This window comes from Brachybacterium sp. J153 (assembly GCF_036311905.1).
Classification (GTDB): domain Bacteria; phylum Actinomycetota; class Actinomycetes; order Actinomycetales; family Dermabacteraceae; genus Brachybacterium.
In genome coordinates this window covers 124,754-146,942 of record NZ_JAZDCH010000010.1, presented here as the reverse complement: position 1 = coordinate 146,942, position 22,189 = coordinate 124,754, and the positions used below count along the sequence as shown (strand labels likewise).

The window sequence follows — 22,189 nt, the reverse complement described above, 5'->3', positions numbered from 1 at the left end:
GGCGTTCCCGCACATCGCCCTCAGCACCACCGGACGGGGTCCGGGCCCTCGGGTCCGGGCCCCGTCCTGCACGTCGCTGCGCACGGAGGGTGCACGACGGGCAGGAACGCGCACGACCGTCACGACCCGGCCGCGGTGCCCGCCGGGTGCGCGGCCGCGGGACTAGGGTGTGACCCATCGGTCGACCTGCGGCGACGGTCGGAGGCGACGGAGCAGTCCCCCTGCGTCACGAAGGAGTGATCATGGCTCGATCCCTGACCCGGCGCGCCGCCCTGGCCGGAGCCGCGGCGACCGCCGCGACCGTCGGCCTGGCCGGCTGCCTGCAGAATCCCGACAGCGGGGGCGGAGCCCTCGGCACCGTCGACCGCTACACCGACGGGGACGTCCCCGGTGACGGCACCGTCACCGTCCTCGGCGCCTTCGGCGGCCAGGAACAGGAGGCCTTCGAAGCCTCCCTCGAGGAGTTCACCTCCTCGAGCGGCATCACCGTCCAGTACACCCCGGACAGCGACTTCACCAACACCATCCGGCAGCGGGTCGGGGCGGGCGACGCCCCGGACATCGCCCTGTTCCCCCAGCCCGGCGGGCTGTTCGACCAGGCGGCCGCCGGGGCCGTGGTGCCGATCGACGTCTACCTCGACTACGACGCCCTCGAGGGCACGCTCGTGCCGGGCTTCCTGGACTCCGCCCGCCTGCAGGGCCGGGTCTACGGGGCGCCGATGCGCATGGCCTGCAAGTCGCTGATCTGGTACCCGAAGCCGGCCTACCAGGCGGGCGGCTGGTCGGAGGAACCCGCGACGATGCAGGAGCTGTACGACATCGCCGACGACATCAAGGCCTCCGGCATCGCCCCCTGGTCCGACGCCTGGGGCGCCGAGCAGGCGACCGGCTGGGTGGGCACGGACTGGATCGAGGAGTTCATGCTCCGCGTCCACGGCCCGGACATCTACGACGACTGGATCTACCACCGCATCCCCTTCAACGCCCCCGAGGTGGTCGAGGTCTTCGACCTGCTCGGCGAGCTGCTGCTCGGTGAGGGCAACGTGCTCGGCGGGCGGGAGACCATCCTCAACACCCCCTTCTCGGAGGCACCGCTGCCGCTGTTCGAGGACCCGGCGCGCGCGATGCTCGTGCGGCAGGGCAACTTCGTCACCGGCTTCTTCCCCGAGGCGGTGCTCTCGGACATGGACAACCAGGTGGGCGTGTTCGCGATGCCGCCCTGGGAGGGCGGCTTCGAGGGCCAGCCGATCCTCGGCGGCGGCGACCTCGCGGCCCTGTTCTCCCTGGACGACGACTCGGTCGCGCTGATGCGCTTCCTCACCTCCCCCGAGTTCGGCGGCCCGTGGGCCCAGGCCGGGGGCTGGCTCAGCCCGCACACCACCTTCGACGCTTCGCAGTACGCCGACGAGACCACGCGCCGGGTCGCGGAGATCGCCGCGACCGCCCAGGTGTTCCGCTACGACGGCTCCGATGTGATGCCCGCAGCCGTCGGCGGCGGCTCCTTCTGGACCGGGATGGTCGAGTGGCTGCGCGGGTCGAAGACCGCCCAGCAGGTGTGCGACGAGATCGAGGCGGGGTGGCCGGCGTGAGCACCGCGGCCGTCACCGCACCGGCTCCGGCGGAGCCCGTCGGACGGGAGCGCGGCGGATCCCCCGCCCGCCCCCTGCGCCTCGTCGTCGGCGCCGTCGGCATGGTGCTCACCGCCTGGCTGGCGTGCAACATCTTCCTCGCCTTCGCCTACTACCCGCAGTGGTTCGCGAACTCCTCGATCCTCATCGGGTTGCTCGGTCTGATCGTCGGCATCGGCGGCTCGATGCTCTTCTTCCGCTTCCTCAACATGTGCGTCGAGGGGCTGCCGTCCCGCTTCGCCGAGGGCGTGATCCCCTATGCCTTCCTGCTGCCGGGCTTCGCGCTGATCACGCTGATGCTGCTGTACCCGACGGTGCAGACCATCGTGTACTCCTTCGCGAACGACGACTCCACGCAGTGGAACGGCTTCGCGAACTACCAGGCGATCTTCTCGAGCGGAGCCTTCTGGTCGGCGCTGCTGAACAACCTGCTGTGGATCCTCGTGGTGCCGATCGTGACGGTCGCCTTCGGGCTCGGCGTCGCGGTGCTGGCCGACAAGCTCTCCCCCGCGGGCGAGCAGGTCACCAAGTCGCTGATCTTCCTGCCGATGGCGATCAGCTTCGTCGGCGCCGCGACCATCTGGGGCCTGGTCTACGCCTACAGCGATCCGAGCACCGCCCAGACCGGCCTGCTCAACGCGATCGTCGTCGGCCTCGGCGGAGATCCCCAGCCCTGGTACCAGATCGAGACTGCTCGCCTGAACTCGCTGGTGCTGATGGTGATCCTGATCTGGCTGCAGACGGGCTTCGCGATGGTGCTGCTGAGCTCGGCCATCAAGGCCGTCCCGGAGGACACAATCGAGGCGGGCCGGATGGACGGCGCGAGCGAGATCCGGATCTTCTGGCAGATCATCTTCCCGCAGGTGCGGGTGACGCTCATGGCCGTGTTCATCACGGTGCTGATCCTGGTGCTGAAGGTCTTCGACGTCATCTACGTGACCACCAACGGCCTGTACGACACCGACGTGATCGCCAACCTGTTCTTCCGCAAGCTGTTCACGGACCAGCAGGCCGGGCAGGCCTCGGCGGTCGTGGTGGTGCTGCTGATCCTGGTGCTGCCGATCCTGATCTATCAGGTCCGTGCCTTCCGAGCACAGGAGGCGGGACGATGAGCGGCACGATGAAGGACGGGCGCAAGCGGTCACCGCTCGCGATGATCGTCATGCCCCTGCTGGTGATCCTGTGGACCATCCCGACCCTGGGTCTGCTGGTGACGAGCCTGCGCACTCGCGAGGCGGCGGCGACGACGGGCTGGTGGACCTCGCTCACCACGGGCGGTTGGACCTTCGACAACTACGCGGAGCTGCTCGGGAACGGTTCGATGGGCACCACGCTCATCAACTCCGTGGTGGTCGCGGTGCCGGCCACGGTGCTGCCGATCATGTTCGCGGCCTTCGCGGCCTATGCCTTCACCTTCATGGAGTTCCGCGGCAAGGACGTGCTGTTCATCGTCATCGTCGCCCTGATGGTGGTCCCGATCCAGGTGGCCTTCCAGCCGATGCTGGACCTGCTCGGGCCGCGCGGGCTGGGCATCAACGGCCAGTTCGTGGCGGTGTGGCTGCTGCACACCGGCTTCGGCATGCCCCTGGCCGTGTACACCCTGCGCAATTACATGGCGACCCTCCCGGGCTCCGTCGTGGAGAGCGCGAAGATCGACGGGGCGAGCCACTTCCAGACCTTCTGGAAGCTGGTCGCGCCGATGTCCTCCCCGGCGATCGCGGCCTTCGCGACGCTGCAGTTCCTGTGGGTGTGGAACGACCTGCTCATCGCGCGGCTGTTCATCGGCGGCGGCGAGAACCGCACCGTGATCGTCGACCTGCAGCAGATGCTCGGCACCCAGGGCCAGGGAGCGGAGCTGCTCACCGCGGGCGCCTTCCTCTCCATGGTGATCCCGATGATCGTGTTCTTCTCCCTGCAGCGCTTCCTGGTGCGCGGCATGACCTCCGGCGCCGTGAAGGGCTGATCCCCCTCCTCCGGGGTCCGTCGTCCACCGAGCGCCCTCGACACCCCCGGGTGTCGGGGACGCTCGGTAGATTGGACCCCATGAGCGCCGATGACAACCGCGAGGGCGGGACCCTTCCCGACCTGGTCCTGCCCGCATCCACCGTCCCCGATCCGGCGGCGGCGCCGGGCCTGCGCTGGGGCGTGATCTCCCCGGGCCACATCGGCACCCAGTTCACCGAGACCGCGCATCGGGCGACCGCCTCCCGCGTCGTCTCCGTCGTCTCCCGCTCCGCCGAGCGGGCCGCGGCCTTCGCCGCCGAGCACGGCGTGGAGAGCTCCTACGACAGCGTCGGGGAGATGCTCGCGGCGGGCGGGATCGACGCCGTCTACGTCGCCTCCCCGCACGCGCAGCACCACGAGCTGACCCGCCCGGTGCTCGAGGCCGGGGTGCCGGTGCTGGTGGAGAAGGCCTTCACCCTCAACGCCCCGCAGGCGCGGGACCTGCTGGACCTCGCCCGGGACCGCGGGGTCTTCGCGATGGAGGCGATGTGGGCGCGTTTCCTGCCGCAGTACGACGTGCTCCGCCAGGTGCTGGACAGTGGGATCCTCGGCGAGATCGTCGAGGTCGCGGCCGACCACGGCCAGGCGATGCCCACCGATCCCGCCCATCGCATGAACGACCCCGAGCTGGGCGGCGGGGCACTCCTGGACCTCGGCGTGTACCCGATCTCCTTCGCGCAGATGGTGCTCGGCGATCTCGGGGAGCTCGCCGTGCGCGGCGAACGGACGCCGACGGGGGTCGACGGGACCGTCGCCCTGCTCGCCCGCGGCGCCCGCGGCGGCTTCGCCCGCCTCGGCACGACCCTGCGCGCCCGCACCCCCACCGCCGCCGTGGTCTCCGGGACCGCCGGCTCCGCGCAGCTGTCCGGGGCGTTCTTCGCCCCCGGCACCCTCACCGTGACGCTGCTCGACGGCCGCTCGGCGCGCGTCGAGCACCCGGGCGCCCCGGGCGACGGCATGGCGTACGAGATCGCGGAGGCGGCCCGCCGGATCCGCGCCGGCGAGCTCGAGTCGCCGCTGATGAGCTGGGCCGATACCGTCTCGGTGATGGAGACGATGGACGCGGTGCGGGCCGAGCTGGGCGTGGTCTACCCCGGGGAGGCCGGCGCATGACCACGCAGATCGACGTGACCCGCGGCCTGCGCATCCCCGCGCCACATCCGCCCCGACGCGGCGCCTTCCTGTCCTTCGAGGGCGGGGACGGCGCCGGCAAGTCGACGCAGATCGCGCTGCTGCGCGAGCACCTCGTCACCGAGCGCCAGGTCGCCGAGGACCTCGTGCTGACCACGCGCGAGCCCGGCGGGACCGCGCTCGGCGCGCAGATCCGCGACCTGCTGCTGCACGGCGAGCACGTGGAGGCGCGGGCCGAGGCGCTGCTGTACGCGGCCGATCGCGCCCACCACATCACGACCGTCGTGCGCCCCCATCTCGCGCGCGGCGGGCTCGTGCTCGCCGACCGCTATCTCGACTCCTCGATCGCGTACCAGGGAGCGGGCCGGGCGCTGGATCCCGAGGAGATCGGCTCGCTCTCCTTGTGGGCGGCCGACGGGCTGCTCCCCCACCGCACGATCCTGCTGGACGTGCCCACGGAGGCGCTCGATGACCGACGGGACCCCGCGGGGAAGGACCGTCTCGAGCAGGCCGGCCGCGAGTTCCATGCCGCGGTCCGTCAGGAGTTCCTCGACCTCGCCGCCGCGGACCCGGAGCGCTTCGCGGTGATCGACGGGACCCTGCCCCGCGAGGAGGTGCACGCCCAGGTGCTCGCCTCGGTCGGTGAGGTGCTCGCCCTGTTCGACCCCACCTTCGAGCCGGCCCCGCCCGCCCGCCACCGGGACGAGGCGTGAGCCCCCTGACCGGCACCGGGACCGTCGCGCCCCCCGGGGTCGCGGACGGGCCGCTGCCGCGCGTCTGGGCCGACGTGGTCGGGCAGGACGCCGCGGTCGCGCAGTTCCGCCGCGCCGCCTCCCCCGAGGGCTCCCTCGCCCAGGCCTGGCTGATCACGGGACCGCCCGGCTCGGGCCGCTCCACGGCCGCGCGGGCCTTCGCCGCGACGCTCCAGTGCGAGCAGGGAACCGGCTGCGGCGAGTGCCGGGCCTGCCGCACGGTGCTCGCGGGCACCCACCCCGACGTCACCGTGGTCGCCACGGACAAGCTGTCCATCGCGAAGGAGGAGGTGCGCGCGCTGGTGATGACGGCGCAGCGCGCTCCCGCGACGGGACGGCACCGGGTGCTGGTCATCGAGGACGCCGACCGCATGAGCGCCGGCACCTTCAACGTGCTGCTGAAGTCGATCGAGGAGCCGCCCCCGTCGACCGTGTGGATGCTCTGCGCCCCCTCGGCGGAGGACCTCGCCGCCACCATCCGCTCCCGCTGCCGCCTGGTGACGCTCTCGGTGCCGGACTCGGCCGTGGTCGCGGAGCTGCTCGAGCGTCGCGACGGGGTCGATCCCGCACTCGCCCTGCGCGCGGCCCGCGCCGCCCAGGGCCACATCGGCCTGGCCCTGCGCTACGCCACCCAGGAGGGCTCCCTCGCCGCCAGGGAGGAGGCGGCCCGGACCCTGCTGGCCCTGCGCGGGGCCGGAGAGGCGGTGCTCGCCGCGCAGGGGCTCGTGGACCGGGCGACGGCCGAGGCCAAGGAGCACGCCGACACGGTCGCCGCCGAGGAGCGCGAGCGCTTCCTGCGCTCGGCAGGGATCGACGACGGCAAGGTCCCGCCGGCGCTGCGCTCCCAGGTCAAGCAGCTCGAGGACGATGCCAAGCGCCGCCAGACCCGCCTCGTGCGGGACGTGCTGGATCGCTATCTGCTCGACGTGCACTCGGTGCTGCGGGACGTGCTCGGCCGGCAGCTCGGTGCCGGCGGGGAGCTCGTGAACATCGAGGTCGCCCCCGAGATCGAGCGGGTCGCCTCCCGCGGGGACGGCCGGGTCACCCTCACCCTGCTCGAGGCGGTGCAGGAGGCCCGGGCACGCATCGCCGGGAACGTCCCCCCGCTGCTCGCGATCGAGGCGCTGCTCGCCCGGATCGCGATCTCCCTCGTCTGAGCCTCGGCCCGAAGGACGAGGAGCTCAGTCCTCGGGCGAGTCCGCCTCGGGAATCTCGGTGGCCTGCTCGTCGGTGCCGGGGATCTCGGCGGCCTGCTCGTCGGCGCCCGGAGCCTCGGCGGCCTGCTCGTCGGCGCCGCGCGGCTCGAGATCGACCTCGAGCTCGTCGATCACCCCGCCGTGGAGCTGGATCTCGCGGTCGGGCTCTTCCTGGCCGGTCTCCGAGTGGGCGCCGCAGCCGTAGTCGAGATGGACCACGCGACCGTCGGCCGGGGACCACTCGTTGGTGCACACGCCGAACTCGGTGCGCAGCGAGCCGGAGAGCTTCATGAGGAAGCCGCAGCTGGCGCAGGAGGCCGCGACGGTGCCACGACGGCCCCGGCTCGAGGTCTGCCGCGGACCGAACTCGCCCTCGGCCCAGCGCTCGGCGGCCTCGGAGCGGCCCTCCGGGGAGAGCACGCGCGCCCTCCCGAGCCCCAGCTCCCACCGCGCCACGCGGTCCTCGTCCTCGTCCCCGGTGGACTCGAAGCCCTGCTCGAGTCGCACGTCCTGCTCGCGGAACGGGAGCAGGTCGTCGGCGCCGACGTCCTCGGGCTTGAGCCGCTCGGACCACGGCTCCCAGTCGGGGGCGAGGATCGCGTCCTCCCCCGGCAGCAGCGCGGTCTCGGCGACGGTCGCGACCTTCGCCCGGGACGCCCGCGTGACCACGACGATCCACGACCAGCCGCGGTAGCCGGGCATGGTGCACTCGAAGACATGGGTGGCCAGCCGCTCCCCGCTCGCCTCGACGCGGAGGTGCTCGCCGACCTGGCCTGGCTCGGTGACCTCGAGCAGCGCCTCGCGGGCGAGCTCGACGGCCTCGGCCGCGATCGCGTCCAGCTTGGGGCGCGCGGCGCGGGTCCGACGGGGGGCGGTGGTGGGCTGGGTCATCCGGTTCAGGCCTCGAAGTTGTCGGCGACGGCGCGCAGCACGGTGGCGATCTTCTGCGAGTGCCCGCGGTCGGGGTAGCGGCCCTGACGCAGCCCGTTGGAGGCGTCGTCGAGCAGACGGATCAGGTCCTCGACCATCCCGGCCATCTCGTCGGGCTTGGGGCGGCGCGCCCGGCTCACGGAGGGGGCGGGCTCGAGGAGCTGGAGGGAGAGCACCTGCGGGCCACGACGACCGTCGACCATGTCGAACTCGACGCGGGCACCCGGGCGGAGGGCCGTGACGTCCTCGGGGAGGTTCGTGGCGTGCACGTACACGCTCTGCCCGTCCTCGTCATCGAGGATGAAGCCGAAGCCCTTCTCGGCGTCGTAGAACTTCACCTTGCCGCGTGGCACGTGGATCCCATTCCTTGTCTGCTGCTGTGTGTCGGGGGTGGTCACCCGGGCGCGCGACGGACCGAACCGGACTCGCCTGCACCCCAGGGCACCGGAGACGGTCCGGCAAGGGTCGAGTCTACCGGAGCGACCCGGGCTGTGCAGTGCCGCGGGCACCGCCGCGGGCACCCGGGTGAGGGGGCCCACGACGAGGTCGGGGCCGCACCGTTCCTCAGCGCCGGAAGGCGGGCGGGATCTGGACCGTCGGCGCCCCCGGCGGGGTTCCCTCGAGGCCGAGCCCGGTGAGCACCCGATCCAGGATCATCGCCGTGAAGCCCCACACGAAGACACCGTCGGGCAGGTCGAAGACGGGGCCGACGGCGCGGTCGCCGAGGGCGCCCCGGAAGCGGCGGTCGGGATCGGTGAGCGAGCCCGGACCGCGCAGCGGCGCCCAGACCACCCGCTCGACCTCGACGGGGTCCTGCACGCCGAGCCTCGGCCGCCGCGGTGCCCAGCCCAGTACCGGAGTGACCCGCTGATCGCGCCACGGCATGGGGATGGGGGCGAAGGCGCCCAGGACCTCCACATCGGCCGGGTGCAGGCCCGTCTCCTCGTGCGCCTCCCGCAGCGCGGCGTGGACAGGACTGGGATCGTCGGCGTCGATGCCGCCGCCGGGGAGCGAGAACTGGCCAGGCTGGGAACGCAAAGCATGACCGCGCTCCTCGAGGACGAGCGCGGCGTCCTCGAGGCCCGTGCCGGCGATCAGGAGCAGCACCGCGCTGCGCCGCGGGCCGCCCGCGCCGGGACGCGGCGCCCGCGGATCCTCCTCCCGGGGCACGAGGACCTCGCCGCGCCGGGCCCCGTCCGCGAGCGGCGCCAGGAAGCGGGCCGCCTCCGGCAGCGGAGTCCCGGCGCTCATGCGGCCACCCCGGGAGCGCTCGGGCAGATCTCCGCGAGGACGCACCGGCTGCAGCGGGGCGCGCGGGCGAGGCAGACCCGTCGGCCGTGGAGGATCAACCGCAGCGAGAGCGCCGTGAGATTGATCGGCTCCCCGCCGACTGCGGCGATCACGTCTTCTTCGACCGCTCGCGGGTCGGTGCTCGCGGTCCAGCCGAGCCGCCGCGCGAGCCGACCCACATGGGTGTCGACGGCGAGCAGCGAGTGCCCGAACCAGGTGCCCCGCACCACGTGCGCGGTCTTGCGGCCCACCCCGGGCAGGGCCTCGAGGGCGGCCTGGTCATCGGGCACCTCGCCGCCGTGCCGGTCGAGCAGGCCGCGGGCGAGGCCGACGGCGCGCCGCGCCCGGGTGGGGCCCATCCCCAGCGGCGCGAGGATCGCGGTCAGCTCCGCCTCGTCGGCACCGGCGAGGGCGGCGGCGTCGGGCCAGCGGGAGAACAGCTCAGGGGTGACGGCGTTGACCCGCACGTCGGTCGTCTGTGCCGAGAGCATCGTCGCGACCAGCAGTTCGAAGGCATCACGGTGGTCGAGCTCGGTGCGCGCGTCGGGGTGCGCGGCGCTCAGCAGGGCGTCCACGGCGGCGGGGTCAGCGGGCGGCCCGACGGGCGCTTCCCCGGCCGGGTCCGCTGGCTGCGCGCTCATCCGATGGGCTCCTCGATCGACGGGTGACGAGCCTCCGCGCCGCAGTCGCGATAGTGTTCCCACAACGTGTGACAGCGCCCACCGCTGGTGGTCGCATGGTTCACAATGGGTAGCACAGCACGGTCCCGGCGCACCGGGACCCCACCATCAGGAGGTTCCGTGGACGAGAACATCGTACGGTCGTCGCCGCTGTTCGCTGCGCTCGACGAGGACGGCAAGCAGGCCGTGCTGGCGTCGATGAAGCAGGAGGACTACCACCGCAGCGCCATCATCTTCCGCGAGGGCGATCCCGGTGACCGGCTCTTCATCATCGGCTCGGGCAAGGTCAAGGTCGGGCACGCCTCGGGCGACGGCCGCGAGAACCTGCTGGCCGTGCTCGGCCCGGGCGAGACCCTCGGCGAGCTGTCGCTCTTCGATCCGGCACCGCGCAACGCGACCGCCACCGTCGTCGCCGAGTCCACCCTGTACTCGCTCTCGCAGCAGGACCTCTACCGGGTCCTCGCGCAGCGTCCCGAGGTGGGCCGCCACCTGCTGGCCTCGCTCGCCCGTCGCCTGCGCAAGACCAACGAGTCCCTCGCGGACTTGGTCTTCGCGGACGTCCCCGGCCGCGTCGCCAAGAACGTCCTCGACCTCGCCCAGCGCTTCGGTCGCCAGACCGACGACGGCGTGATGGTCGCCCACGGTCTCACCCAGGAGGAGCTGGCCCAGCTGGTCGGCGCCTCCCGCGAGACCGTCAACAAGGCCCTCGCGGACTTCGCCTCGCGCGGCTGGATCCGGCTCGAGGCCCGCGCGGTGCTCATTGTGGACGTCGAGCGTCTGCGCCGCCGCGCCCGCTGACCCGCTCTCTCCAGCACTCCTGGCCGCCGAGCGCGCCGTCTCCCCTCGGGGTGGCGGCGCGTTCGGCGTTCTCAGTCCTGTTCGGAGAGGTGGGCGAGGCTCGCGCGGAGGTTCTGCAGCGCGGCGTCGCGGAGCCCCTCGGGCAGCTCCGGCCCGTAGACGGCGCGCAGCAGCCGGTCGAGGGTCAGGGCCCCGGCCTCGCGGGCGCGGCGCACCTGGTCGAGCCGCTCGAGCCGGTGGGTGATGGCCGCTTCGATCACCTCGAGTGCGGTGAGCGGGTCGAGCACGGGCTCGCCGTGTCCCGGGTGGAGGGAGCCGATGCGGCCGTCCTGCGCCATGGCCCGCAGGATCGCGAGGGACTGCAGGTGATCGGCGACGGAGCCCCCGTCCTCGAGCAGGATGACCGTCGAGGAGCCGCCCAGGAGCGTGTCGCCCGTCAGCAGTCGGCCGCCGTCGGCGAGCACCCCCACCGAGTCGGAGGTGTGTCCGGGCAGGTGGATGACATGACCGGCCACACCGTTCTCGCCCTCGAGGGTCGCGGGCACGGGGCGGGATCCGGGGACCGCCTGCTGGTCGGCGGCCCACAGCGGCACCTCGAGACCGCTGCGGGCGGCGAGCTGGCGGGCGAGGGTCGCGGCGCCCGCGGTGTGGTCGAGATGCCGATGGGTGACGAGCACGCCGCGGGGGCGGGTGTCCGTCCCGCAGAGACGCAGCAGTCCGGCGAGATGCCCGGGATCCCGGGGGCCGGGGTCGACCACCCAGATCTCGTCCCCGTCGCGCAGCACATAGCTGTTGGTGCCGCTGAGGGTCATCGGGCCGGGGTTGTCCGCCCGCAGCTCGAGCAGTTCCACCCCCGGCGCCTCCGGGTCGCGGTCCAGCGGCTCCTCGGTCATCGGGTCCTCAGTCGGCGAGGGCGATCTCGACCAGCAGGTCGAGCTCGACCGGGGCATCGAGCGGCAGCACCGCGACGCCGACGGCCGCGCGCGCATGGCGCCCGACCTCGCCGAAGACCTGGCCCAGCAGCTCGCTGGCCCCGTTGATCACGGCCGGCTGCCCGGTGAAGGCGGGATCCGAGGCGACGTAGCCGGTGACCTTGACGATCCGCACGATGCGGTCGAGATCGTCGATCTCCGCCTCGATCGCGGCGAGGGCGTTGAGACAGCAGGCCGCGGCGAGGCGCGCGGCGGCCTCGGGAGTCACCTCGGCGCCGACCTTTCCGGTCAGCGGCAGGGCACCTTTGACGAAGGGCAGCTGGCCGGAGGTCTGGACGAGCGAGCCGGTGACGATCGCGGGGACGTAGGCCGCGACGGGGGCCGCGACCTCCGGCAGGGGCAGGTTCAGCTGGGCCAGGCGCGCCCGGATCCGGGAACCGGCGGGCACGGATTGCTCGGTGGCCGCCATCTGCTCAGCCCTCGGACGCCGCGACGAGCGGGCGCTTGAGGTAGGCGACGAGCGACTCGGGGTTCGGGCCGGGGACGACCTGCACCAGCTCCCATCCCTCCCCGCCGTAGTTGTCGAGGATCTGCTTGGTCGCATGGATCAGCAACGGGACGGTCAGGTACTCCCAGCGGGTCAAGGTGCTCATGGGGAGAGCCTACCGGCGCGGGGCCGCTCCGGGCAGGTCAGCCCCCGATCCCTCTCGGGATCCGCGGCGCACGTGCCCGCTCTCCCGCCGCTCAGCCGCCGACGGCGTGCTGGGAGACCTGGTGCAGCACCCGGCTCCAGTCGGTGACCTCGGGATGGCGGCGCAGCAGGCGCCGCCGCTCGCGCTCGGTCATCCCGCCCCACACCCCGAAGTCCACGCGGTTGTTCAGGGCATCGGCCAGGCACTCCCGCTGCACGGGGCAGGCGCCGCACGCGGCCTTGACGGCATGCTGCTCCGCGCCCTGCACGAAGAATCCGTCGGGGTCCATGCTCGCGCAGGCTCCCCGCGTCGCCCAGCTCGAGTCCGCGGCGCTCGCGCTCGAGATCGCCTCGATCGTCATCGTCATCCCCTTCCTCGGATCGTCGTTGATCCGTTCACACGGCCACTGTAAGGAGACCTTCGCCACAGGACAAATCAGATCGTCACCTGTACAGAAACCTGTCCCTCGGCGCGCCGGGCTGCACCTCCCGGCGCACCGCCCGGGACCTGCCCACGGGAATCCTGCGGACCACCTCCCGTCACGACCCGCAGCGGCCCGCGGACGGTGAGGTTTCGTGAAGATCGCCGCGCTCCCGGCCCGCCTCATGGCCCGTCGCGGCGTGCCGCCGTAGGGTGGGACCATGGCCCGCACTCCGTCCAGCTCCGCCCCCGGGCGCTCCCTGCCCGTCGCCCTCCTGCAGACGCTGTACCTGCTCCTGGGCGTGATCGCCGTGTCCATCCTCGGCGGGGTGCTCCTGGCCGGCTTCTTCCTGCCAGCGGTCTCCGCCACCTCGGCGGTCGCGGAGGACGGCGTGGACCTCTTCGAGTCCTACCCCACGGAGCTCGAGGTCGAGCCGCTGAACGAGGCGAGCCGCATCGAGGCGGCGGACGGCTCGCTGCTGGCCACCTTCTACACCGAGAACCGCATCATGGTCCCCCTCGAGGAGATCTCGCCGTACATGCAGCACGCGGTGGTCGCGGTCGAGGACCGCCGCTTCTACGAGCACGGCGGCATCGACCCCAAGGGCACCGTGCGCGCCCTCCTGTCCAACGCGGCCGGCGGCGCCACCCAGGGCGGCTCGACCCTCACCCAGCAGTACGTCAAGAACGCTCTGCTGATGGATGCCGTGCAGCGCGGCGACCAGGAGGACCAGGCGGCGGCCACCGAGCAGACCTACGGCCGCAAGCTGCGCGAGGCGAAGCTGGCGATCTCCCTCGAGAAGCAGTGGTCCAAGGACGAGATCCTCAACGCCTATCTCAACGTGGCGCAGTTCGGCCCCTCGCAGTACGGCGTCGAGACCGGCGCCCAGCACTACTTCTCCAAGAGCGCGAAGGATCTCAACCCCGGCGAGGCGGCGCTGCTCGCGGGCATCACCAACGGTCCGAACCAGTACGACCCCGTCGGTCACCCCGAGGCGGGCGAGAAGCGGCGCAACGAGGTGCTCGGGGACATGCTCCGCGAGGGCTACATCACCCAGGCGGAGTACGACCAGTACACCGCCCAGCCGGTCGAGGAGATGCTCACCATCAAGAACGTGCGCGCCGGCTGCGCGGACGCGAAGGGCTCCGGCTTCTTCTGCGACTACGTGACCCGCACGCTGCTTAACGATCCCGAGTTCGCACCGACCTACGAGGAGCGCCGCAAGCTGCTCTACGGCGGCGGGCTCACGATCCGGACCACCCTGGACCCGGCCAAGCAGGCTGCGGCCGAGGAGATCCTGCAGCGCCGCGTGCCCGGCGACTCCGAGAGCGGCTTCGGCCACTCGATCGTCACCGTCGAGCCGGGCTCCGGCAAGATCCTCACGATGGCCGAGAACCGCGTGTTCAACCCCTATCAGGAGGTCGGACCGGGCGAGACGGCGATCAACTACAACGTGCCGCAGGATCTCGGCGGCAGCAGCGGCTTCCCGGTCGGCTCGACCTTCAAGCCCTTCGTGCTGCTGGAGTGGCTCAAGACCGGCCACGGGCTGATGGACCGCGTGGGCACGGCCCGGGAGCCGATGACGACCTTCCCCGCCCAGTGCCTGAGCGGGGGTGCCTGGCGCGAGCGCGAGGGCTACAACCCGGACAACGCGGTGTCGGTGCGGCTCGCCCCGATGGAGACCGTCCTGAACGCGACCAAGTTCTCCGTGAACACGAGCTACGCGAACATGGCCCGCCAGCTCGATCTGTGCGACATCGCCGAGGGCGCCCGGGACATCGGCGTGGTCCCGGCGACCTACAACCCCTATGACCCGACCACCTGGGACATGCCGATCGAGGAGATGTACAGCACCGAGCTGGCACCCTCCGTGGTCGTCCTCGGCGAGCTGCGCATCTCGGCGCTCGACATGGCGGCGGCCTATGCCGTGTTCGCCGCGGACGGCACCTACTGCAAGCCGCAGGCCATCACCGAGGTCGTCGACCGGACCGGCGAGGCCATGCCGATCACCGGCGCGGCCTGCCACCAGGCGGTCGACAAGGACGTGGCCGACGCGATGGCCTGGACCCTGCAGCAGGACCTCGAGGATCCCCGCGCCACCGGCCGCGGCAAGACCATCCCCGGCCACCCGGCGGGCGGCAAGACCGGCACCTCGGGCTCGCAGTTCCACACCTGGTACGTCGGCTTCACCCGTCAGATGTCCACCGCCGTGTGGTTCGGCCATCCGCAGGCGAACATCCGCCCCCAGGGCTTCGCGGTCGACGGCCAGATGCTCCGCCGCGGCAGCGTCTGGGGCAACACCGTCTCCCTGCCCACCTGGCAGGAGTACATGATCCGGGCCCACGAGGGCCTGCCCAGCGAGGCCCTCCCCGCCCAGCCCGCCATGACGAACACGCAGGCCTCCCAGAGCGTGCAGCCCGGCGTGGTCCCGGACGTCTCGGGGATGGTGCTCTCCGAGGCGCAGTCCGCGCTCGAGGCGGCCGGCTACACCGTCGAGGTGCAGCGCGAGCCCTCGGACTCCGTGGGCCAGTGGTACGTGATCGGCACCGATCCGGCTCCCGGCACCTCGCTTCCCGAGGGGCAGACGGTCGTCATCCGCCAGTCCTCCGGGCGCGGCTGAGATGCGCGCAGTCCCCACCGCCCTGGCCGCCGCCGGGGCCGTCGGGCTGGGCGTCGGCGCCGCGGCGCACGTCTGGGCGCGGCACGTCGAGATCCACCGCTTCACCCTGCGCGAGGCGGAGCTGCGGATCCTCCCGCCGGGCGCCCGCACGCTGCGGGTCCTGCATCTGAGCGACGTCCATCTGGTCCCGGACCAGGAGCGCAAGATCGCCTTCCTGCGCCACCTGGGGAGCCTGCGTCCGCACCTGGTGATCGACACCGGCGACAACATCGCCTCCGCCGCCGCGGTGCCGGTGCTCGCCGAGGCGCTCGCCCCCCTGCTCGAGCGCCCGGGGGCCTTCGTCATGGGCTCGAACGACATGTTCGCGCCCGGGCCGAAGAACCCGCTGCGCTACTTCCTGCCCGATCCCCGTCCCGAGGGGATGACCGAGCGCACCGACCGCGATCTGCCGACGGAGGAGCTCGCCGCGGCGCTCTCCGCCCGCGGCTGGGAGGACCTCACGAACCGTCGCGCATCGATCGAGCTCGGCGCGCTCGAGGTGCGGCTCGTCGGCGTCGACGACCCCCACCTGGAGCGGGACGAGATGCCCGCCCCGGAGCGGCCGGATCGCCCGCTGCCGTCGCACGGGAACGTGCTGCGCCTCGGCGTGGCCCACGCCCCGTACCGGAGGGTGCTCGACGCCTTCACGGCCGACGGCGCGGACCTGATCCTGGCCGGGCACACCCACGGCGGGCAGCTGCGTCTGCCCGGCATCGGGGCCCTCGTGACCAACTGCGATCTGCCCCGGTCCCAGGCGCGCGGCCTCTCCTCCTGGCGGGGCGTGCCGCTCAACGTCAGCGCGGGGCTCGGGGCGAGCCCGTACTCGAACTACCGCCTGTTCACGCCGCCGGAGGCGACCTTGCTCACGTTGCGGTCGCCGAAGCCCGGGACGGGCGCGTGAGCATCCCGGGCGACTGCTAAGGTTTCTCCTCGGTGAGCCGCTCACGCGGCCCGCTGTTGTACCGCAGGATTTCCGGGGTGTGGCGCAGCTTGGTAGCGCGCCTCGTTCGGGACGAGGAGGTCGCAGGTTCAAATCCTGTCACCCCGACCGGAGAGACGAAGGGCCGTGGAGCGTCATGTGACGCACCACGGCCCTTCTCGTCATCCACCCCCATGTACCCGTCGGCGCGCACGGGACATGGCGGAGAAATCGCCCACCGCACCGGCGCGCACCCTGGCGTGCACCCCCACGAATTACACGGCTGTAGTTACCACGCCGATGCCCGAAATGCGAGAGCGACACAACGTCTTGTCACCCCTTTGTGCAAAATCTTGACAAAGGGCACCCATCATGCGTCCCAAGTCCCTGGTCACCCGCACATTCCCTCCACATACAGTGAGCGGCGGTGCCGCCAGTTGTGGGGCACCCGCCGTGCCGCCGCCTTCCCGTCACCGGTCCGGACGCTTCCTCCACTTCCCCTCGGTGACGGGCGCAGCTCCCCCGCCCGATCTCGGGCGACTTCTGCGCGGCGACGAAGAGAGGCACGCTCCATGTTCCGGACCGCCCCACGACGCACCCACCGGGCACCCGGCCGGGCCGTCATCGACTACCGCGGGCTGGTGGCCCCGGTCGGCAAGGGAGTCGGAGGTGTCGCCGCCCTCGGCGCCGTCTCCGCGACTGCCGTGCTCGCCGGTGCGGAGGCCGCCACCGCGCAGGCCCCCGCCCCTGCCGCCCCGATCGCCGCTCCGGCCGCGGGCTCGGCTCCGGCCGCCGCGACCGCCCCCGCCGCCTCGCCCTACGCGAACGTCAAGCTCCGCCTCGGCTCCCGCGGCGATGCCGTCGAGGACCTCCAGCAGCGCCTGCGCGATCGCGGCGAGTCGATCTCGGTCGACGGCAAGTTCGGTCCCGCGACCCTGCGGGCCGTGAAGAGCCAGCAGAGCGCCGCCGGCATCGGCGTGGACGGCGTCGTGGGCCCGAAGACCTGGAGCGCCCTCGCCGGCGGGAGCACGAGCGCCCCCGCCACCGGCGCCTCCGGCTCCTCCTCCTCGCAGCCGAAGCTGCGCAGCGGCTCGCGCGGCGACGCCGTGCGCACCCTGCAGCAGCAGCTGAACTCCTCCGGCGCGTCGATCTCCGTCGACGGCAAGTTCGGCCCGGCCACCCTCAAGGCCGTGCGGAACCTGCAGGCCTCGGCGGGGATCGGTGTGGACGGCGTGGTGGGTCCGAAGACCTGGAACGCCCTCAGCTCGGGCCAGCGCATCACCGAGACCGCGAGCCGCGACTCCGATCGCGACCCGGCGCCCTCCTCGAGCTCGGGCTCCTCGAGCTCCGGCTCCTCGTCGAGCTCCTTCGACGGCGCGGCGATCGTCGCCGCCGCCCGCTCGCAGATCGGCGTCGGCTACACCTGGGGCGGCAACTCCCCCTCGCGCGGCTTCGACTGCTCAGGACTGGTCCACTACGCCTACAACAGCGCCGGGGTGGACGTCTCCCGCAAGACCGCGAAGGGCTACACCTTCGGCGGGCGGATCATCTCGCAGTCCGAGGCGAAGCCCGGCGACCTCGTCGCCTTCACCGCGGGCAACTACGGGCACATCGGGATCTACGCGGGCAACGGCAAGATCATCGACGCCTCGAACTCGCGCCAGCGGGTCATGGAGCGTTCGATCTGGAACTCGCCGCACGTGTTCGTGACCTACCGCTGATCCCCGCGGAGGACTCCGGGTCGCAGCACCCGGTCCACGGCGACCTGCTCGACGCGTGAGCGTCACCGGGAAGGAGCAGGACCCGTGAGGAGGCCCGGTCGGCCCAGCGCCGACCGGGCCTCCTGCTGTCCGCAGTCGCCCGGGGAGTGGCTCTCCGCGCAACCGGGCCGAGCCCGGTGAGCCGGGCCGGTCGCGGGAGGCATCGGACGGGCCGCCTCGTGCGCGCACGCGGCTCCGCAGCCTCCGGCACGCGGCTCCGCGGGCACGGGCATCGTGGCAGACTGGGACACGATCCTCGGGGTGGGCCCGTTCGTCGTCTCCGCCCCGGATACACCGCCGACGCCGCAGTCCAGGAGTGCTCCATGCCGGATCCGATCGCCCTCGTCCCGCTCCCCCAGTCCGTCCTCTGGTCCGAGGGGGTCTGGGAGACGTCCGATCCCTGGGGCGAGCTGTCGGTGGGTCTGAACGAGGACCTGCCGCGCACCGAGTACTCGCTGACTATCTCCCCCTCCGGGGCGAACCTGGCGGCGGGCAGCGAGGCCGCCCTCGCCGACGGCCGCAACACCTTCGCCCAGATCCTCACCGGCGCCGGCACCTCGATCCCCTGCGTGACGATCCACGACCACCCGCAGTACGCCTGGCGCGGCATGCACCTCGACGTGTCCCGGCACTTCCTGCCCGTCGGCGAGATCGAGACGCTGCTGGACGTCATGGCGCTGCACCGCTTGAACATCCTCCATCTGCACCTCACCGACGACCAGGGCTGGCGGCTCGAGATCCGCGGCTACCCGCGTCTGACCGAGGTCGGGGCCTGGCGCAGCCGCACCCTGAAGGGGCACATGAGTGGCGACGAGGAGTCGTGGGAGTTCGACGAGACCTCGCACGGCGGCTCCTACTCCCAGGACGAGATGCGCGGCCTCGTCGAATACGCGCGCCGCCGCGGGATCATGATCGTCCCCGAGGTGGACCTCCCGGGCCACATGCAGGCGGCGATCGCCGCCTACCCCGAGCTCGGCAACTTCCCCGAGCAGCGGCTCGGCGTGCGCGAGGTGTGGGGCATCTCCGACCACGTGCTCGGCGTCTCCGACACCGCCTTCGACTTCGTGCGCGACGTGCTCACCCAGGTCGCCGAGATCTTCCCGGCCCCCTACGTGCACATCGGCGGGGACGAGTGCCCGCGCACCGAGTGGGAGCGCTCCTCCGCCGCCCGCGCCCGGATGAACGAGTGGGGCCTCACCCGCGTCTCCGAGATCCAGGGCCGCTACACCCAGTTCGCCGCCGACGTGCTCGCCGAGCACGGCAAAAAGGTCATCGCCTGGGACGAGGTGCTCGAGAGCCACCTCCCGGACGACACCGTGATCATGAACTGGCGCCACGGCAACGGCCTCGCCACCGCGACCTCCCGCGGCTTCCGCACCATCATCGCGAACAACGAGCACACCTATTTCGACCACTACCAGGGCGACCCCGCCGACGAGCCGCTCGCCATCGGCGGGCACACCACGGTGAAGGACGTCTACACCGCGGAGTTCTCCCCGAAGAAGCTCACCGAGGACCAGGAGGGCCTGCTGATCGGCCTCCAGGGCCAGCTGTGGACCGAGTACATGCCCGATGCGGAGCACGTGCAGTACATGGCGTTCCCGCGCATGTGCGCCCTCGCCGAGCGGGCCTGGGGCTCGCCGCGCCAGAGCTATGCCGAGTTCGAGGAGCGCCTGCGCGCGCACCTGCCGCGCCTGGACGCCTTCGGCGTGCGCTACCGCCCCCTGGACTGACATGCCCAGCTCGCACCACGACGCCCACCCCTACGGGCGCTCCTCCGACGATGTGCGCCGCCGCGACCAGCGGGTGCGGCGCATCCGCCGCCTGCGCCTGACGCAGCTGGTGTTCTTCTCCGCGGTAGCCCTCGCGCTCGTCGCCGTGGGCGCCTACGCCCTGCAGGAACTGCGCACCCCGCCCGCGGAACCCGGGGTGATCGCCGAGAAGACCTTCGGCACGGGGGCCGGCGAGGTCACCTGCCCGGAGCCCGGGGCACTCCCCCTGGAACCCGCGGACGTCCAGGTCACGGTGCTGAACGGCACCTCCCGCAGCGGCTTCGCGGGGCGTATCGCCGAGGATCTCACCGCCCGCGGCTACACGGTCGCCGAGACCGGGAACACCTCGAAGGCCGGGGCGCGCGCGACCATCGTGTACGGCCCGGAGGGCTATCTCGCGGCCCTGTCCGTGCAGGCGCAGGTGGGCGAGGCGGAGCTGCGCCTCGACGACCGCGAGGGCACCGCGGTGGACCTGCTGCTCGGCGAGGGCATCTCGAACCTCACCGAGGAGGCGGCGGCGAGCGCGGCCCTCGCCGAACCGGCCGCGGCTCCGGAGGGCTGCGCGGCGGGCTGAGCGGGCGGCGGCACCGGAGGACTCTCAGTCCTCCCAGGCGCGGCGATCGGACTCGAGCCGCGAGCCGATCCACAGGGCCGCTCCCCCGCCGTACAGCAGGAGCATCACGATCGTCCCGAACACCACCGAGGTCGCCGGGGAGCTGGGCATGAGCCCCACCAGGAGGCTGTTGATCCCGGTGACCTCGGGGGACTCCGCTCCGGTGCCGATCTCCGGATCGACCTCGACCACGAAACTCGCCGAGGCCGGGACCCCGGCGCTGTCCTCCACGAAGTAGGTCACCGGGCTGGTGCGCCCGGTGAAGCCCTCCTCGGGGGTGAAGGTGATCGCCCCGTTCTCGTCGACCGTGTACACGCCCTCATCGGGCACCACCAGGCGCATCCCGCGATGGTTCTCGAGCTCGGAGAGGTTGGTCGCCGAGAGCGAGCCGATCCGCAGGGTCGAGCTCTCGAGCGGGGCCGAGCCGCTGCCCGCGGTGTCGTTGCCGAGCACATCGAGGGTGACCGGGACGCCGGGCGCGGTGCGCTGCTCGTCATCGCGGAGGGTCGGGACCTCCTGGGCCACCGTCGCGGTCAGCGTCGCGGTGGTGGAGTTGTCGGCGTAGGCGCTCTGCGCGGTGAGGCCGACGGGGCTCGCGACCCCGAGGAAACCCTCCTCCGGGGTCATCACCACCACCCGGCTGTCGAGGTCGATCCGCCAGCTGCCCTCGCCGGGGACCACGAGGGTCAGCCCGTCGGCGGAGAGCTCCGCCCCGTCGGGAACCTGGGCGGGATCGAAGCGGAGCGAGTCCGAGAGGATGTCCCGCACCCCGGCCCGCAGGTCGAACTGCAGATCGACACCGGGCACCTGGGCGAGGCTGCGGTGGAGCATGACGGGATAGGCGGTGTAGAGCAGGGCGGTGTCGGCCACGGCTCCGGCCCCGTCGCTCCCGGTGATGCCCATGGGGGCGGTCTCGACCACGTCGGCGCTCTCGGGGCGGAAGCGCACCGTGGCCGTGTCCCGGTCGAGGGTCCAGGTGCCCTGCCCGGGCACCTCCACGCGCAGCCCGTCGGCCGAGGCGCGCGTCGCGGCCTCGCCCGGCAGCGGCACGAGCCGCAGGGTCGCGGGATCCACGAACTGCTGCCCCTCCCCCACCACGAACTGGATGTCCTCGCCGTACGGGGCGGACCAGTCGAGGTCGGAGATGATCGGGACGGTGAGGGTCACGTCGGACGAGCGGACCACCGCGCCCTCGGAGTCCTCGTCGACCACGCGCACCGGGTCGACCTGCCGGCCCAGCGGCGTGCCCGTCGGCGTGTGGGTGAGTACGGTGCCGTCGGCCGAGAGCTGCCAGGTGCCCTGGTCGGGGACGATCACCCGGCTGCCGTCGGCGACCGCGGCCGAGCCCTCGGGCAGCCCCGCGAGCTCGAGGCGCCGGGAGCCGCCCTCGGGGACGGGCTCGGTGAGGTCGAGGCTCACGGGGACGCCCGCGGAGCCGTGCATCGCGACCTGCTCGAGCGGGAGCATCTCCGGGGTCAGCACGAGCGGCAGGGAGCGGGTGTCGTGGAAGCCCGCGACGGTCAGGCCGACGGGGGTGCTCGGCCCGTCGACCCCGGCGAGCGGGGTGAAGACCAGGGACTGCTCGAGCAGGGTCCAGGTGCCCTCGCCGTCCACGGCGAGGCTGCGGCCGCCCTCGCCGACGGTCATGAGGGCCCGCTCCGCCTCGGTGAGGTCCTGGGGGATGGAGAGCCGGGCGGAGGTCATGTCGACCTCGGGCTCCGCCGCGTCCTCGATCAGGGCGACCAGCGGGATGCGGGTGACGGCCCCGGGGACGATCTGCACGGTGCTGGTCGCGGCCGGGAACTCGAAGGGGCCGTCCTCGCCGAGTGCCGAGGCGGAGAGCGGGGCGGAGAGGACGAGCACGAGGGCGGCGCCGAGGCAGGCGCCGCGCCGCGTCGCCCGACGCCAGGGGCGGCACGGGACCGGTCGCGGCGTCGGCTCGAGCACCCGGCCAGGGTAGCAAGCCCGCCCCGGACGCCTGCGGGGACGGCCTCCGCGCCCTAGAGTGGGAC

General features: G+C 72.6%; 21 protein-coding genes and 1 tRNA gene. 13 read left to right on the top strand and 9 right to left on the bottom strand.

Annotated elements, in window-relative coordinates; genetic code table 11:
• Nucleotides 1-242: 242 nt before the first annotated feature.
• The 6 genes from V1258_RS06185 (at nucleotide 243) to V1258_RS06160 (ending at nucleotide 6,672) form a co-directional block, all read left to right on the top strand.
• Nucleotides 243-1,589 (top strand): ABC transporter substrate-binding protein, encoded by a 1,347-nt coding sequence (locus V1258_RS06185; RefSeq protein ID WP_329748835.1) that lies wholly within the window; start codon nucleotides 243-245, stop codon nucleotides 1,587-1,589.
• Nucleotides 1,586-2,740: a carbohydrate ABC transporter permease gene (locus tag V1258_RS06180; RefSeq protein WP_329748834.1), complete on the top strand. Its 1,155-nt coding sequence runs from the start codon at nucleotides 1,586-1,588 to the stop codon at nucleotides 2,738-2,740. Before V1258_RS06185 ends, V1258_RS06180 begins: the two co-directional genes overlap by 4 nt.
• Nucleotides 2,737-3,591 (top strand): carbohydrate ABC transporter permease, encoded by an 855-nt coding sequence (locus V1258_RS06175; protein ID WP_329746427.1) that lies wholly within the window; start codon nucleotides 2,737-2,739, stop codon nucleotides 3,589-3,591. The genes V1258_RS06180 and V1258_RS06175 overlap by 4 nt, the downstream gene beginning before the upstream one ends.
• A gap of 80 nt (nucleotides 3,592-3,671) precedes the next feature.
• Nucleotides 3,672-4,745 carry a Gfo/Idh/MocA family protein gene (locus V1258_RS06170; protein WP_329748833.1) on the top strand — a complete coding sequence of 358 codons (1,074 nt, stop codon included), beginning with the start codon at nucleotides 3,672-3,674 and terminating at the stop codon, nucleotides 4,743-4,745.
• Nucleotides 4,742-5,476 (top strand): dTMP kinase, encoded by a 735-nt coding sequence (gene tmk, locus V1258_RS06165; RefSeq protein ID WP_329748832.1) that lies wholly within the window; start codon nucleotides 4,742-4,744, stop codon nucleotides 5,474-5,476. The genes V1258_RS06170 and tmk overlap by 4 nt, the downstream gene beginning before the upstream one ends.
• A gap of 5 nt (nucleotides 5,477-5,481) precedes the next feature.
• On the top strand, nucleotides 5,482-6,672 hold the full coding sequence (locus tag V1258_RS06160) for a DNA polymerase III subunit delta' (protein WP_329748903.1): 1,191 nt from the start codon (nucleotides 5,482-5,484) through the stop codon (nucleotides 6,670-6,672).
• A gap of 24 nt (nucleotides 6,673-6,696) precedes the next feature.
• On the opposite strand, the gene V1258_RS06155 is transcribed toward V1258_RS06160, so the two are convergent.
• The 4 genes from V1258_RS06155 to V1258_RS06140 form a co-directional block, all read right to left on the bottom strand.
• Entirely contained in the window at nucleotides 6,697-7,602 is a 906-nt protein-coding gene (locus V1258_RS06155) for a DUF3027 domain-containing protein (protein ID WP_329748831.1), read from the bottom strand.
• A gap of 5 nt (nucleotides 7,603-7,607) precedes the next feature.
• Nucleotides 7,608-7,994, bottom strand: a complete 387-nt coding sequence (locus V1258_RS06150) for a cold-shock protein (protein ID WP_329746423.1) — start codon at nucleotides 7,992-7,994, stop codon at nucleotides 7,608-7,610.
• 211 nt (nucleotides 7,995-8,205) lie between these two features.
• Complete coding sequence (locus V1258_RS06145; protein ID WP_329748830.1) at nucleotides 8,206-8,892, bottom strand: NUDIX hydrolase; 687 nt, start codon at nucleotides 8,890-8,892, stop codon at nucleotides 8,206-8,208.
• Nucleotides 8,889-9,572, bottom strand: coding sequence for an endonuclease III domain-containing protein (locus V1258_RS06140; RefSeq protein ID WP_329748829.1), 684 nt, complete (start codon nucleotides 9,570-9,572; stop codon nucleotides 8,889-8,891). The genes V1258_RS06145 and V1258_RS06140 overlap by 4 nt, the downstream gene beginning before the upstream one ends.
• A 159-nt stretch (nucleotides 9,573-9,731) precedes the next feature.
• Between V1258_RS06140 and V1258_RS06135 the strand changes: the two genes are divergently transcribed.
• Nucleotides 9,732-10,409, top strand: a complete 678-nt coding sequence (locus V1258_RS06135; protein WP_015776602.1) for a Crp/Fnr family transcriptional regulator — start codon at nucleotides 9,732-9,734, stop codon at nucleotides 10,407-10,409.
• 71 nt (nucleotides 10,410-10,480) lie between these two features.
• On the opposite strand, the gene V1258_RS06130 is transcribed toward V1258_RS06135, so the two are convergent.
• The 4 genes from V1258_RS06130 to V1258_RS06115 all read right to left on the bottom strand — a co-directional run bounded on the left by V1258_RS06130 (nucleotide 10,481) and on the right by V1258_RS06115 (nucleotide 12,400).
• On the bottom strand, nucleotides 10,481-11,302 hold the full coding sequence (locus V1258_RS06130) for an MBL fold metallo-hydrolase (RefSeq protein WP_329746420.1): 822 nt from the start codon (nucleotides 11,300-11,302) through the stop codon (nucleotides 10,481-10,483).
• A 7-nt stretch (nucleotides 11,303-11,309) separates the two neighbouring features.
• On the bottom strand, nucleotides 11,310-11,810 hold the full coding sequence (locus V1258_RS06125; RefSeq protein WP_329748828.1) for a RidA family protein: 501 nt from the start codon (nucleotides 11,808-11,810) through the stop codon (nucleotides 11,310-11,312).
• 4 nt (nucleotides 11,811-11,814) lie between these two features.
• Entirely contained in the window at nucleotides 11,815-11,994 is a 180-nt protein-coding gene (locus tag V1258_RS06120) for a DUF4177 domain-containing protein (protein ID WP_442878583.1), read from the bottom strand.
• Between the two features lie 91 nt (nucleotides 11,995-12,085).
• Entirely contained in the window at nucleotides 12,086-12,400 is a 315-nt protein-coding gene (locus V1258_RS06115; protein ID WP_442878143.1) for a WhiB family transcriptional regulator, read from the bottom strand.
• Nucleotides 12,401-12,674: 274 nt separating this feature from the next.
• Here V1258_RS06115 and V1258_RS06110 point away from each other — a divergent pair, with 274 nt between their 5' ends.
• The 6 genes from V1258_RS06110 to V1258_RS06085 all read left to right on the top strand — a co-directional run bounded on the left by V1258_RS06110 (nucleotide 12,675) and on the right by V1258_RS06085 (nucleotide 20,138).
• The gene (locus tag V1258_RS06110) at nucleotides 12,675-15,074 is read left to right on the top strand and encodes a penicillin-binding protein (protein ID WP_329748827.1); all 2,400 of its coding nucleotides are present in this window, start codon (nucleotides 12,675-12,677) and stop codon (nucleotides 15,072-15,074) included.
• 1 nt (nucleotide 15,075) lies between these two features.
• Nucleotides 15,076-16,014: a metallophosphoesterase gene (locus tag V1258_RS06105; protein WP_329748826.1), complete on the top strand. Its 939-nt coding sequence runs from the start codon at nucleotides 15,076-15,078 to the stop codon at nucleotides 16,012-16,014.
• A gap of 73 nt (nucleotides 16,015-16,087) precedes the next feature.
• A tRNA-Pro gene (locus tag V1258_RS06100) sits at nucleotides 16,088-16,161 on the top strand.
• A 443-nt stretch (nucleotides 16,162-16,604) separates the two neighbouring features.
• Nucleotides 16,605-17,753: a C40 family peptidase gene (locus V1258_RS06095; RefSeq protein ID WP_329748825.1), complete on the top strand. Its 1,149-nt coding sequence runs from the start codon at nucleotides 16,605-16,607 to the stop codon at nucleotides 17,751-17,753.
• A 362-nt stretch (nucleotides 17,754-18,115) separates the two neighbouring features.
• Nucleotides 18,116-19,525 (top strand): beta-N-acetylhexosaminidase, encoded by a 1,410-nt coding sequence (locus tag V1258_RS06090; protein WP_329748824.1) that lies wholly within the window; start codon nucleotides 18,116-18,118, stop codon nucleotides 19,523-19,525.
• A 1-nt stretch (nucleotide 19,526) separates the two neighbouring features.
• Nucleotides 19,527-20,138: a LytR C-terminal domain-containing protein gene (locus V1258_RS06085; RefSeq protein ID WP_329748823.1), complete on the top strand. Its 612-nt coding sequence runs from the start codon at nucleotides 19,527-19,529 to the stop codon at nucleotides 20,136-20,138.
• 24 nt (nucleotides 20,139-20,162) lie between these two features.
• On the opposite strand, the gene V1258_RS06080 is transcribed toward V1258_RS06085, so the two are convergent.
• Complete coding sequence (locus V1258_RS06080; RefSeq protein ID WP_329748822.1) at nucleotides 20,163-22,124, bottom strand: Ig-like domain-containing protein; 1,962 nt, start codon at nucleotides 22,122-22,124, stop codon at nucleotides 20,163-20,165.
• Nucleotides 22,125-22,189: the final 65 nt, after the last annotated feature.